Genomic DNA, 14379 nt, shown 5'->3' on the forward strand with positions numbered 1-14379 from the left:
CTAAGATCCAATCGCGCGAATTTTACCATGAAGGCTAGCGCAAAAACAGACTTTGGTACTAATTCATCATGTTAATACTGCTTTCAACTAGTTCACCTGGTTGGATGTTATCCAACGTCCAAGGACCAATGCTATAGCGGATCAAACGCAGGGTAGGGTGCCCAATGTGTGCAGTCATACGACGAACTTGACGGTTACGTCCTTCAATAATTGTAATAGATAACCAAGTGGTTGGAATATTTTGGCGTTCACGAATTGGCGGTACACGTGGCCATATATTAGGCTCTGTCATTATTTCAACTTTAGCTGGCAGTGTTGACCCATCTTTTAATACCACGCCGTAACGTAAATCGTTCAGTTTTTCTGGACTTGGTTCACCTTCAACTTGGACCCAATAGGTCTTTTCTGTTTTTTCACCTGGTTGAGTCAGCTTTGCTTGGAGGCGACCATTGTTGGTTAACAATAGTAACCCTTCGCTGTCGCGATCTAGGCGACCAGCTGCATAAATATCCGGCACCTTGATATAGTCTTTTAAGGTTTCACGGTTATCTGCATCAGTAAACTGAGTTAGTACCATGTAAGGTTTATTGAATACATACACTTGGGTTGGACCAGCGTCTTTTGGTTTAGTATGTTGTGGGCGATTGCTTTTACCACGTGGTTTTACCGTATTGGAGTAGCTGATTTGGCTCTTTTTAGCCTGTTCAGATGGGCCCTTCTTTCTACCTAGAGTTAGTTTTGGTTTTGCTGGTGCTGGTTTTGACATGGTATCGCTAATAATTAAAATGCTTATGAGGCAATTGTAGCAAATTTTGAAGGGCTATTTATAAGGTAATTTAATTTAGATAAATTTAATAAAGGGTAATTTAATTAGCGGCTAAAATACATTGGTATGAAAGCGACGATTGTTAGGTGTTTTTGTTAGGTACAGCTTACGGTAAATCAGTTTAGGGTGCATAAAACTCTGGGGGTAATAGTGGTTTTAGCCTGTCAGAGAGATACATAGCTCCTTGTTTTGTTATATGTACTTCATCATAGTAAAATGGCAGGCCAGTTTTATCGACGACATTACATTTTTTAACTGGGCAGAATGCGTAAGTCATATTAATAAATTGATAACCTGAATTCTGATTTTTACGGAAGAAATCATTATTTTTAATATTCGTTTCAGGCAGTGATTTGAACACGACTTCGCTTACATCTTGATCATCTTTAAAGGCGTTAACCATTATAATAGGCAGTGGTTTGTGCATACCTTTATTACCGATAATGTATATTTTTACTCGTGGATTTTTTTGTTTTATCTGTTTAATTGCGTCGAGATTATAGTCTAAAGACCAATTACGCCAATTCATCGCAAGAAAAATAAAGTCAGTATTGATTAAGCGAGAGTCAGCTGTTATTTCTCTGATTTTTGCAGCACATTTAAGTAACTTTTTCTCGCCGATATTTTCAGAAAGGTTAATCTTATCGTAGAGCGCATTTAATGGCTCTGGAAGGTGGTAAAAAACGCCACATTTGGCTGATATTTTTTGAGCCATAAAATTAATTCGGTCATTATTAATGACACTTACTTTCTCATTGATGACATTAACAAAATCTGCTGATTGAGAATCACCGATAAACATAACATTTAATTTATTGTTATCAATTTTGTTATTTTTTAATGTGTTCATCATTTGCCAAGTATAAAGCTCACCTTTATCTGATTGGTCTAAATTGGCTGCAATAATTTGTTTCGGCATACCGGATATTTGATATAACAGAAAGGGGGTCGATTTATAAAAAACGACAAAAGCCAAGGTTGTAATGAGTGTAAAAGCAAGTGTTTTTTTTCGGTTTTCAAACTGATTTTGTTCAATAAGATAATAGCTAAGTGCACCAAAAACCACAGACAATACGATGCCAATTGGCACCCAGTTATCTAATTGGTAATACACGCCATAGACCGCAATAGGCCAATGCCAGAGATAGATTGAGTATGACCATGTCCCGAGTGTTTGAAATAATCTGTTATTAGTAAATATACTGGTCTCTCGGTTACTCAGTAGAATGAGATAGGTACCAAATACAGGCACACAAGCCACGTAGCCCGGCCAAGGCGTTATTTTAGACGTGAGCGTAAATGATAATAGTATTAAGGTAATACCGATGATTTCGAGTAATCTTTTTTGATTCTCGTGTAGTTTTATCGGGTAGAAATAAGCGACACCGCCTAACAACATTTCCCAAGCACGGGTTGGGAGAGAATAATAAGCGAATGTAGGCCATCTCTCTGTTGCTACAACGCAAAAGATGTACCCTAGGATAGTGGCTACTATTAACAGGCGTTTTAAATTTTCGAGAGATAAATAGCGTTTTAAAAACAGCAGTATAATGGGGTATATAATATAGAACTGCCATTCTACGGATAATGACCAGGTATGTAGCAACCATTTTTCATAGGCGCTCGCATCAAAGTAACCAGATTCATAAAAATAAGTAATGTTTGATAGAAAAGTGATGCTGCTAGCGGCATGCTTACCTAGGGTTAGATAGTCGAATGGCGGCAATATAAACCAAGTAATGAATAATAATATGAAGCAAAGAGCAGCGAGCGGGGGAATAATTCTATTTGCTCTGCATAAGTAAAAATCAGCTAAATTTAATGAATCCGTGTTTAATCCTTTAAAGATAATACCAGTCATTAAAAAACCAGAAATGACAAAGAAAATATCGACACCAGCAAAACCACCGGGCGCGATGCTCGGATTAAAATGGAACAATACGACAGCAATAAGTGCGATTGCTCTTAACCCATTTATATCGTTTCTAAATTTTACCATGTATACCTTCAGACGTAATTGTCGTGATCTTTGCTTCCAATGTATCGCAACATTCGATTCTACGTCATTGTCACCTTTCATATACTATTTTAAATCACGGTTTCCAAAAAGAAAGCTTTAGCTACAAGAGACATCAAAATTATGATGAGAAATAGGAGTAAGAGATACGCGATATATTAATTGAATGTGGCGAGTGTCTTTAGAATATAAAAATTAAAAAGCCCGCAATAGATTAATCTATTGCGGGCTGAATATACGCAACGGTTATTGCTTAGCTAAGCGCAGTACTCAGTAAATCATTGAATGTTTTACTTGGGCGCATAATTGCTTCTAATTTAGTTGGGTCTGCGTTGAAGTAGCCACCAATATTGACAGCTTTGCCTTGAACTGAATTTAGCTCTTCGACAATTTTTTGTTCATTTTCAGCAAGACTTGCAGCTAAAGGCGTAAATTGTGCAGCGAGTTCTTTGTCTTCAGTTTGCTCAGATAGGCTCTTAGCCCAGAACAGAGAAAGGTAGAAGTGACTACCGCGGTTATCCAGCTCACCAGTACGGCGTGATGGTGACTTACCGTTATCAAGTAGCATTTCAGTTGCTTGATCTAGCGTTGAAGCAAGTACTTTAGCTTTAGTGCTGTCTGTTTTCTTCGCTACGGCTTCTAGTGAAACGGCTAACGCCAGAAATTCACCGAGTGAGTCCCAACGTAAATGGTTTTCTTCAACAAGTTGCTGTACGTGTTTAGGTGCTGAACCACCTGCACCTGTTTCAAACAAGCCTCCGCCCGCCATTAACGGAACAATAGACAGCATTTTAGCACTTGTACCGAGTTCCATAATTGGGAATAGATCGGTTAGGTAATCACGTAAAATGTTACCTGTCGCTGAAATTGTATCTAGGCCACGTACAACACGTTCAAGTGTGTAACGCATCGCACGTACTTGTGACATGATCTGAATGTCTAAACCTTCAGTGTCGTGATCTTTAAGGTATTCATTTACCTTAGTGATCAGTTCATTTTCATGCGGACGGTAGCGATCAAGCCAGAATACGACGGGAGTATCGGATTCACGTGCACGTGCCACTGCGAGTTTTACCCAGTCGCGGATTGGTGCATCTTTAACTTGGCACATACGCCAGATATCGTCTTTTTCAACGTTTTGAGTCATCAGTACTTCACCAGTGTCGACATCCACAATACGTGCTTCGCCTGTTGCTGGTGCTTCAAACGTTTTGTCGTGTGAACCGTACTCTTCGGCTTTTTGTGCCATCAAACCAACATTTGGTACGCTACCCATAGTGACTGGATCAAATGCGCCGTTGGTTTTACAGAATGCGATTATTTCTTGGTAAATACGGGCGAACGTTGATTCTGGGATCACGGCTTTAGTGTCTTTTGGACGACCATCTGCGCCCCACATCTTACCGCCACTACGGATCATAGCAGGCATAGACGCATCCACGATAACATCGTTTGGCGCGTGTAGATTAGAGATACCTTTATCGGAATCAACCATCGCTAACTCTGGACGATTGGCGTGACATGCGTGTAAATCACGACGAATTTCTTCACGTTGTGAACTTGGTAAGTCAGCAATTTTATCATAAAGGTTAGATAAACCATTATTTACATTTACGCCAAGTTTTTTAAATAACTCATCGTGTTTTGCAAATGCGTCTTTGTAGAAAATTCTGACCGCGTGACCAAACACAATCGGGTGAGATACTTTCATCATTGTTGCTTTTACGTGTAGCGAAAACATCATGCCGGTTTCGTAAGCATCTTGCATTTCTTGTTCGTAGAAATCACATAGCGCTGTTTTACTCATGTACATGCTATCTATAATTTCGCCATCAAGTAATGCTATTTTTTCTTTCAGTACGATACTTTCGCCAGTATCTGTAAGCAGTTCCATTCTTACATCGCGTGCACGATCTAGCGTTATTGATTTCTCGCCGTGGTAGAAGTCACCTTCACGCATATGTGCAACGTGAGTTTGTGATGCTTGGCTCCATTTAGCCATTGAGTGCGGGTGTTTACGGGCGAAGTTTTTAACTGCTTTTGGTGCGCGACGATCTGAATTACCTTCACGAAGTACAGGGTTTACCGCACTACCAAGTGCTTTCGAGTAGCGTTGTAGAAGTAATTCTTCTTCGTCAGTTTGTGGGTTTTCTGGCAGGTTTGGAATGTTGAAACCTTGAGATTGTAATTCACTAATCGCTGCTTGTAACTGTGGCACAGATGCACTGATGTTAGGCAGTTTAATAATGTTAGTGCTTGAATCTTGTGTCAGACGACCTAGTTCGCTGAGGTTGTCAGATAATTTCTGTTCTTCAGTTAAATAATCTGGAAATTCGGCCAGAATTCTGGCTGCAACAGATATATCACTTTTAACTATATCAATTCCCGCTGTTGACGTGAATGTTTCAATAATAGGTAGAAGTGAGTAGGTTGCTAATAACGGCGCTTCGTCCGTTAATGTATAGATAATCGTTGAATTTTTGTCAGACATATTATTCCCTGGATTACTAGCGTATTGTCCCCCTGTTACTGTTCGGAACATCGTCTGCTAGCGTCTTTTAAATAAGAGCAGATTCTAGAGGGATTGAAAATTGTTATAGCTAGGTTGCAGAATTCGCAACAGCTGTTATCCTAGCAGATGTTCCGTATCTACTTTTTTCATAGTATCATAAAAATCGTACTATCCATCTTGTTTAACTTCAAAATACTTGAAATCATACCACTTTGTAATTATTTGTGATGGTTGTACTTACCTGCATATTATAATGTCTTTGTGTTCGAAATAACTAAATGATAAGTTGTTTGTAACCATTTCTTAACTAAAGAACTACATTTTCAGTGGCTTGCGATAGACTCCATTATATGATGTTCGTGGATGAACATAAATATAAGCACTGAGAGTAAGCTATTTGGATATCGTCACCTGTTTTGCGTGTGCTTGATAAAAGTGATACTACAATAGGAAATAATTATGAATGAGAAATTATGTTTGAGGGCTCTTGAGCGAAGTGATCTCCGCTTTGTTCATAATTTAAATAATAACCGTAATATAATGTCGTACTGGTTTGAAGAACCATACGAATCATTTGGTGAACTCGAAGAGCTTTATAATCGGCATATCCACGATAATGCAGAGCGACGTTTTGTTGTGGAAAATATGAAGAAAGAGCTAATTGGTTTAGTCGAATTAATCGAGATTGATTACATTCACCGTCGAGCTGAATTCCAAATTATTATTAATACAGAGCACCAAGGTAAAGGCTTTGCTAGAGAACTCATCAACAGAGCATTGGATTATTCGTTCACTATTTTGAATTTACATAAAGTTTATTTAGTGGTTGCGACAGAAAACGAAAAAGCGATCCATCTTTATGAAGAATGCGGTTTTGTAGAAGAGGGATTTTTTGTAAAAGATATTTTTATTAATGGTCAATATCGAGATGTAAAACGTATGTATATTTTACAAGATAAGTATCTGTAAATACTCTCTCGTAAGCTGCTATACCAATAGATTGTGAGGCGGATTTTTAAGCGGCGTAGAGCTTCGATTAATGCATGGCTTTAATGTGTACAAATAGAAGTAAGTGAAACACCCCATTTGTACACAACATCAGCTTGTTACTGCAAACGGAAAATTCGCAGTAACTGTTGGTCTAAATATCGCCCTCGCTACGATATCCATAAGGCGTGTAGAGATATTCAGATGATTTATTTTCATCGCCACTGGTGATGACTTTTAGTGGTATATTTTCTGAATCAACAAAATATGTGTTTGTAACATTTGCCCCTCCGCCTGATATTTTTTTACTCAGTAGTCTATTATCTAGCGATGACATTTTAGTTTTAACGTCCACTTGCTTCTGGGATATCTGCATTCCTGTTAAGTTGACGACCGTACGTGTGGAGTGCGCTGAAGATACCCATCTCAATGCCTTTTTCTTTGCCCACGCTATTAATGTTTGCGCTGCACCGTTATATAAAAGCCCTAGTAACGAACGGTTATAACGGAATATTTCCCAAAGGGTGCCACAGCTATTACAGGCTCTAGATTTGCAAGTTTGGTGTATGTATTTGGTATGAGAGCAATTGCCATTTGAACAGGTATATTTTCGAGAGCCGAATGCAGCAGTGCCGCAAGCGAGCATTTTAGTGACATTCTCAATCACAGCATCACGCACAGGACCTATATGCTGATTAAGATACGTTAACGAGGCATTATTTTATTGAAGAGGTCTTTGAGTGGTTTGTTTGGGTGCATAAGCAGGAAGATACCTGCTTATGCCTATTATGAATCGTTAAATTTACAGAATGTTAGTTGCCGCTGCAGGTGGCCGATGTTCAAGGTAAGGGATTTCAATGTTCCTTACCTTCAAGACGAAGCGAAGATCTATATTTTATTGTGCTGAATAAGTAGATTTACCAACCTTACTGCAAATGAATTGATCGTATTCTTCAAATTGTGCCTCTTCACGTCCAACACCATTTTTCCAAGTATCATACCATTCAGTCATGGTTTTATTTTTAGAGTGTGTCAAATTATTTCTGTTTCTATAATTTAAGTTCCAAGCATCTCCGTATTCACTTTGATCAAAAACTGAGAATACATCATATCTGCTTAATACTTTCATAGTCGCCCCTTTTTGGTTAGCCTCACTATCTGACTCATCACCAATATAAGGTATGCTCCAGCCAAATTTCTGACAATACTCCTGAGCTTGCTCTGTATTGAAAAAATTATTATGCTCCTTTTCTGGATCAAAAGTACTGATTGGGGCGGTATAAGCAATATACCCATCATCAATAGATGGCATAGCTATTACTGAAGGTCTTACTGAATTATCTTCAGTATCTTTATAATTAAAGGTCGGAATTTTGTTCCATTCGGGATCGAGTATTAAACCAACAAGAGATGCTTCATCTAAAACCTCAACATTATAGGGTATAAATAATGATACTTTTGGTTCGTTATTATCATGAGGCTGTTGAATAGTGATGTCATTGGCACCAACAAATGTATCTCGATCATAAATATTATCAAAAATACACTCTAACCTGTTGTTTTTATTGCTGCTTGCAATTTTAGCCGTAACCTTCCGTTGTTTAGAATTCATATTTGTCAGAGTGCAAGCGGGGAAGTCTATAGAGTCTACAGATGTCTTATAAATAAGACTAACTTCTGCCTGATTATCAATTATTTTAACACTTGCAGTTAACAATTGGTTTAATAACGGAGTTGGAGTTGGAGTTGGTGTTGGAGTTGGTGTTGGTGTTGGTGTTGGTATTGGTGTTGGTGTTGGTATTGGTATTGGAGTTGGTGTTGGTGTTGGTGTTGGGCCTGAATCAGAGCCACAACCACTAATAACTATTGAAGAACTTAAAATACCTAACAATAAAAATGATTTAAGGTGATTCGTATTTCTATTAAATAATGTAACCTTCATTTCAATTTCTCTTAATATAGTGCTAATGAAGTGGTCAACTAATTTGGCCACAATGTTGTATTCTAAAAAGTATCTTCGTTCTGATTTACCCTGTAAATAATTCTGGCTCTTTCCCGTTAGTGTGGCAGGGTAAGATCATGAAGTTCCCTTATATGACAAGGCTTTGAAGGGTTAACAATTTAATCCTATCGAAGCTAATCCGTAGTGGATGCCCAATTAAAACACAGGGTGTCGTCGCTAATATTAGTTTCTACTGATCGCTGCCAGTAATGTGCCTGCGCCAATAAACATGCAGCCGAAAACTCGATTCTGAATCATAAGATGGCGTTTGTTCTGTATTAAATGTGCCACTCTGGTCGCTAGTATTGAATAACCCGCCATTACCGTCAGATCCACAACGACCATAGTAATACCAAGAATCTGCATTTGCTGTAAGTATGAGCTTAATGGATCGATGAACTGAGGTAATAAGGCAACTAGAAAAACAATACTTTTAGGATTGGTTATGTTGATAAATACTGCTTGAGCAAACACTTTCCATGCACTTGCATCCTGGCTACGTTCTAATTCACTGCAGTCGGTGGTACTTTCTCTGAATTTCTGGACCCCTAGATAAATCAGATAAATAATACCTGCCCACTTGATTGTAAAAAACATGACCTCAGACTGGGCAAGTAATGTACCTAGCCCTGCCCCTACAATTGTAATATTAATGATATTACCAACTTGTAATCCAAGGTTAGAGATTAAACTACGTTTAAAGCCATGTTTCATGGCGATAGACATGCTATTTACCGCCCCTGCGCCAGGGGATATGGCCAGTACGATGCAGGCAACTAAAAATGCCAACCATAAATCAAGATTCATAGATTACTCTGGTTAATAGTGATAGCTCTGGACTTGAGCTGTAATTAGAGCTAGTTTAATTAGAATTGTTCGTTAGACATAGTATGTTTATGTTTCTTTCTTCGTAAGGAAAAGTTATGGACACTAGATTTATTGATAGCCTGATTGCTGTTGCAGAGGAAGGCTCAATTGCTGGGGCTGCAAGGTCACAAATGATAACAGCTGCCGCAGTCAGTCAGAGAATTCTGTCACTTGAGCGTGAATTTAAGTGTAAGCTATTCAGCCGAGCTGGTAATACAGTTCAGCCAACGGATGCTTGTTTAACTATTCTTCCAAAAGCTAAATCTTTTGTTAGGGAGGCTAGATATCTACTTGAAGCCGTTCAGGTATCAGGGTTTAGTGGCACGTTAAGGATTGGGGCTAATTCTACCTCGTTAGCTGCTTTTATTCCGGCGACGCTTAAGTCAATTCGAGCCTCGGCACCTGAAGCAAAGTTTCATATTACACCGGATACTTCGATTGGTTTATACCGCAGCCTGATCGATGGTGATATTGATACTGCTATCATGGTTATGCCTGCCTCTACTATACCTAAATCGTTGAGATACTGGATTTTAAGGGATGAACCTTTGGTCCTAATTCATCATAAAAGCATAAAAGGGACTATAACTGAAATACTTGATAGCAACCCTTATATCCGATATGACCCTACTTGTTGGGGAGGGCAGATGTCTGAATTATATATGATTGAGAAAGGGATGACTAAAAATACGATCTTCGATCTGGATTCACTTGAAGCGATTACTCAACTTGTTTCAGAAGAGGTCGGTGTGTCGTTGGTACCAGTATGGGCAGGATTAGAGCAGTACAGCGAGACAATTACTAGCGTTATTATTCCTGATAGAAAGTATGATAGAAAATTGATATTAATGCATGCTTATCATCCCCGCCAGCCAAGGCTACAGGAACTATTTATGAAGCACTTAAGTGAGCTTGAATCGATTGATGTTGTTGCACCATAGGGGCTGTAAAGTACAATAAGGCCCTGAGCTAGGTATATCAGGGCTTTGGGTTAAGTTATTAGTACATCAAGCTATATAGTTTACGGCGGTAGTCAGCCACGAGTGCAGCATCAGTCATTACCGATAATAATTCTAAATAAACTTTTCTTGCGCCACCCTCTAAGAAATCATATTCCGTGCTTAAGATCTTAAATAACAATACCATCGCATCGTTATGTTTGTTGGCAATTTGAAGTTGCAGAGCCAGATCATAAGCAACTTGTAAATCATCTGGGTTTGCTTCATACGCAGCTGTTAATGCGATGATTTCCGGTGTTTGAGCTGATTTTTTAGCGGTCTCTAAATGTGAGCGTAGCGTTTTATATTGGTTACTTTGTTGTTCATCTTCAGCAAATGTATCAAGTAATGCTTCAGTGGCTTCAACTTGATGTGAACCGAGTAATGCTTGCGCATAAGCTATTTTGATATCGGTATTATCTGGTGCTAGCTCGTAAGCTTGACCCATTAGTGGCACTGCTTCTGTAAATTTGCTATCCATTAACAACATCTGTGCCTGTTGCAATAATACTTCTTCTTGCTTTGGTAAATGACGACTAATGATTTCACGAATCGCAGCTTCTTCTTGCTCTCCGACAAAACTATCAACGGGTTTACCATCCTTAAAGATGGCTGTCGTCGGTAGGCTTTTGATGCCAAATTGCTGAGCTAATTCAGGATGACGGTCGCAATTTAATCGGGCAAGGATTATTTGGCCATTTAAGCTTTGGGCGATATTTAATAGGCGGGCACTTACTTGGTTTTCTGGCGCACGTTCAGACCAGAAATCAATGACGATTGGCTGCGAGTATTTACCTTGTAGTAAAATCTCTTGAAAATTGTCACTGGTAAGGTCAAGGATATAATTCTGCACTGATTAACTCCGTCAAATTGCGTATAGATATAAATTCGGTATATGAAAGACATATGGGGGATCAAGTTATTATAATCAAGTCTAGTGTATCTATCCATGAGTGAGATCTTGATCACTGTCGTCAAAACAAAAACAACATATATTGATGGTTACCGGTATCAAGGATGTGTTCTAGGATGAGTAAATCTTTATTTATAAATGGTATCAGTTGTGCTCTGCTTGCTTGTTTAAATTCAACCTCTGCGTTTGCCTGCACTAATACGGAAGCGACTACGGAAAATGGTAATGCGGCGGAAAAATTATCGTATCAAGTTAGTTTTGGGCCAACAGCTGAAATATTGCTAAGTGTTCAGAAAATCACGCGTCAGCAATGGATTACTGCGCAGATGCAATTGGCACCCAGTTGGCATTATCCGTTAACTGCACAATTTAATTCAGCTGATAATAAGCGTAATTTAAACGTTAATAGTGTGAGTAATACTAAACAGGAAAAAGATCGTGTTTGTTTAAAATCACAAGAATCAGTTTGGCTAGAACATGCGTTAACGGCTAAAGATCAATTACGTCAGCGTGTGGCATTTGCTTTGTCGCAGATCTTTGTTGTGTCGAGTCAAGAATCTACATTGGCTAAATACGGTGATGGTTTAGCTTGGTATTACGATCTGTTCGTGAAGCATAGCTTTGGTAATTACCGTGATTTATTGCAAGATATCACCTTGTCGCCCACGATGGGGGTTTACCTATCGATGCAAGGTAATCGTAAAGCTAATCTGAATGAAAATACTTTCCCAGACGAAAACTATGCCCGTAAAGTGATGCAGTCATTCAGTATTGGGCTATATCAATTAGACATCAGTGGACGAGTTATTTTGGATAAACAGGGGAATAAAGTTCCGAGCTATCAACAAGCTGATGTTGAAAACTTAGCTCGGGTATTTACAGGTTGGGATTTAGTCGAAAATAAACGATATGGTCATCGTCGTAGTGGGCGTTATGACACTTTTATGGCGTTGTCGCCTCAACAGCATGACTACAACGAAAAAGTATTATTTGGTCAGAGTATCACTGCGGGAATGAAAGCAGATAAGGAATTGTTTATCAGTCTCGATATATTATTTAATCATCCCAATGTCGGGCCTTTTATTAGCCGCCAGTTAATCCAGCGCTTGGTGTCATCAAATCCATCATCCGATTATATTAAACGTATTGCAACGGTATTTAATGACAATGGCGAAGGTATACGTGGTGATTTAGCTGCCGTTGTACAAGCTATCTTACTCGATGATGACGTCAAGGTGTAACCACTTCACTGGTATGATATTACGCATGCTATAAGTGATTATAAATGTATATATGTAGGTTTTATGTGTTTCATTCCGTTATATTGTTGAAAACGCTATAAATAGAGCTTATTTGAGTTTCAATAGCGTTTTTGTTACCCTGTTAAGCGTTTTATCATTGGTATCACCATGGTTATAACTGGTGAACTTTTCGTTTTTACTTTTCGATTAAAAAGTATTGCAGGATATATGCTCAAGCATAATTTATGGATAGCTCGTTAAACAAAAATAGTACGTTCAACAAATATAGTATTGAAACCACTGACTACCAAGTCGGTCAAGATAACGTTCAAAAGTGGGGTTTCGATATACATAACCCCGTATTCGGCATTAGCGCCGGCCTCATTTTCTTCTTCCTTTCCGCACTCCTCCTCGTTGACCCAACTACCGCTAAAGAAACATTAAACAGTGTTAGAAATAGCATCATGGCAGACTTTGATGTGTTCTTTATGTGGTCGACTAATTTCTTTGTCTTTTTCACTATGGTATTGATCTTATCGCCGCTTGGTAAGATCCGTATTGGTGGTGTAGGAGCAAAATCAGAGCATTCAACCATTTCTTGGATGGCGATGTTATTTGCGGCAGGTATGGGTATTGGTCTGTTGTTCTGGGGGGTTGCAGAGCCGACGGCTTACTTCACTAACTGGTGGGGAACACCATTTAATGTTGAGCCACTAACGCCTGAAGCAAAATCGTTAGCACTTGCCGCAACGATTTATAACTGGGGTATCCATGGCTGGGCTATCTACGGTATCGTTGCCTTATCATTGGCTTTCTTTGCTTATAACAAAGGACTTCCGCTATCAATTCGTTCGGTATTCTATCCGATAATTGGTGACAGAGCGTGGGGCTGGGCTGGACACATTGTTGATGTTATGGCTGTGCTTGCGACGTTATTTGGTCTTGCGACATCGCTTGGTCTAGGCGCGCAACAAGCGGCAAGTGGTATCAATCACGTGTTTGGTATTGATGGCGGTATTGGCTTACAATTGATTGTGATTGCCTTTGTGACTTTAATTGCGATCTTCTCGGTTATACGTGGTATTGACGGTGGCGTTAAAGTATTGAGCAATATCAATATGCTGTTTGCGTTCGCATTACTTATTTTTGTCATGATCATTGGCTTTGATGTGATAACGGTATCAATTCCTGAAACCCTTATTGCTTATGCACAAAATTTTGTTAGTTTAAGTAATCCTCATGGTCGTGATGATACAGCGTGGATGCACGGTTGGACTGTATTCTACTGGGCATGGTGGATCTCATGGTCACCATTCGTAGGTATGTTCATTGCACGTATTTCTAAAGGCCGTACAGTACGTGAATTCCTTTGTGCGGTGATCTTTATTCCAACGCTAATAACACTTGTGTGGATGGCGACGTTCGGTGGTATTGCTATCGATCAAGTTGTTAATAAAGTCGGTGAATTGGGTACCAATGGTTTAACTGATATTTCACTGTCTTTATTTCACGTATACGATGCTCTGCCGTTTGGTGATGTGTTATCAGTATTATCGATTATCTTAGTATTAATCTTCTTTATTACGTCATCTGACTCTGGTTCACTTGTGATCGACAGCATCACATCGGGCGGTAAGATTGACGCGCCAGTGCCACAACGCATTTTTTGGGCCACTGTAGAAGGTACAATTGCGGGTGTTATGCTATGGGTGGGTGGTACGGAAGTTCTACAAGCTCTGCAAGCCGGTGTTGTAACGACGGCATTACCATTTACGTTTGTATTGCTAATCATGTGTGTCAGCCTCATTAAAGGTCTGAACTCAGAGCGCCATTTATACAAGTAAAACTGAATTGAAAGTTAAGTGTTAAAGCTTAAGTATTAAATTTAAGTTTGAAAATGACATCTTTTAAAATGTCATTTGGTGAACGCCAACGGCCTCAAATGTATGCTTGAGGCCGTTTTTTGTTCTAGTCAGATCGCAAATTTCACGCATTATAATTTCAACGGTGTGTTTT

The 14379-nt window shown here is 39.1% G+C and carries 10 protein-coding genes and 2 pseudogenes; 4 read left to right on the forward strand and 8 right to left on the reverse strand.

What is annotated here, in order from left to right; genetic code table 11:
• Positions 1-58: 58 nt before the first annotated feature.
• The 3 genes from HWV02_RS05600 to HWV02_RS05610 form a co-directional block, all read right to left on the reverse strand.
• Complete coding sequence (locus HWV02_RS05600) at positions 59-766, reverse strand: pseudouridine synthase (protein ID WP_075476804.1); 708 nt, start codon at positions 764-766, stop codon at positions 59-61.
• A 181-nt stretch (positions 767-947) separates the two neighbouring features.
• On the reverse strand, positions 948-2825 hold the full coding sequence (locus tag HWV02_RS05605) for an acyltransferase family protein (RefSeq protein ID WP_211689892.1): 1878 nt from the start codon (positions 2823-2825) through the stop codon (positions 948-950).
• Between the two features lie 271 nt (positions 2826-3096).
• The gene (locus tag HWV02_RS05610) at positions 3097-5334 is read right to left on the reverse strand and encodes an NADP-dependent isocitrate dehydrogenase (RefSeq protein ID WP_211689893.1); all 2238 of its coding nucleotides are present in this window, start codon (positions 5332-5334) and stop codon (positions 3097-3099) included.
• 480 nt (positions 5335-5814) lie between these two features.
• Between HWV02_RS05610 and speG the strand changes: the two genes are divergently transcribed.
• Positions 5815-6324: a spermidine N1-acetyltransferase gene (speG, locus tag HWV02_RS05615; protein ID WP_211689894.1), complete on the forward strand. Its 510-nt coding sequence runs from the start codon at positions 5815-5817 to the stop codon at positions 6322-6324.
• A 172-nt stretch (positions 6325-6496) separates the two neighbouring features.
• Here speG and HWV02_RS22770 read toward each other — a convergent pair whose 3' ends face one another.
• The 4 genes and pseudogenes from HWV02_RS22770 to rhtB form a co-directional block, all read right to left on the reverse strand.
• Entirely contained in the window at positions 6497-6679 is a 183-nt protein-coding gene (locus HWV02_RS22770) for a hypothetical protein (protein ID WP_255550600.1), read from the reverse strand.
• Between the two features lie 28 nt (positions 6680-6707).
• Positions 6708-7101: pseudogene (locus tag HWV02_RS22775) on the reverse strand (transposase zinc-binding domain-containing protein); the annotation flags it as partial.
• A 136-nt stretch (positions 7102-7237) separates the two neighbouring features.
• Positions 7238-8335 (reverse strand): hypothetical protein, encoded by a 1098-nt coding sequence (locus tag HWV02_RS05625; RefSeq protein ID WP_211689896.1) that lies wholly within the window; start codon positions 8333-8335, stop codon positions 7238-7240.
• Positions 8336-8527: 192 nt separating this feature from the next.
• A complete protein-coding gene (gene rhtB, locus HWV02_RS05630) occupies positions 8528-9151 on the reverse strand; it encodes a homoserine/homoserine lactone efflux protein (protein WP_211689897.1) in 624 nt (207 codons plus the stop codon).
• Between the two features lie 116 nt (positions 9152-9267).
• On the opposite strand from rhtB, the gene HWV02_RS05635 reads away from it, so the two are divergent.
• A complete protein-coding gene (locus tag HWV02_RS05635; RefSeq protein WP_211689898.1) occupies positions 9268-10152 on the forward strand; it encodes a LysR family transcriptional regulator in 885 nt (294 codons plus the stop codon).
• A 58-nt stretch (positions 10153-10210) separates the two neighbouring features.
• Here the strand turns inward: HWV02_RS05635 and HWV02_RS05640 are convergent, their stop codons facing one another.
• Positions 10211-11062, reverse strand: a complete 852-nt coding sequence (locus HWV02_RS05640) for a tetratricopeptide repeat protein (protein WP_211689899.1) — start codon at positions 11060-11062, stop codon at positions 10211-10213.
• A 176-nt stretch (positions 11063-11238) separates the two neighbouring features.
• On the opposite strand from HWV02_RS05640, the pseudogene HWV02_RS05645 reads away from it, so the two are divergent.
• Both HWV02_RS05645 and HWV02_RS05650 read left to right on the forward strand, forming a co-directional pair.
• Positions 11239-12357 (forward strand): annotated as a pseudogene (locus HWV02_RS05645) (DUF1800 family protein); the annotation flags it as partial.
• 251 nt (positions 12358-12608) lie between these two features.
• Entirely contained in the window at positions 12609-14207 is a 1599-nt protein-coding gene (locus HWV02_RS05650) for a BCCT family transporter (protein ID WP_211678881.1), read from the forward strand.
• Positions 14208-14379: the final 172 nt, after the last annotated feature.

The organism is Moritella sp. 28, from assembly GCF_018219435.1.
Lineage (GTDB): Bacteria > Pseudomonadota > Gammaproteobacteria > Enterobacterales > Moritellaceae > Moritella.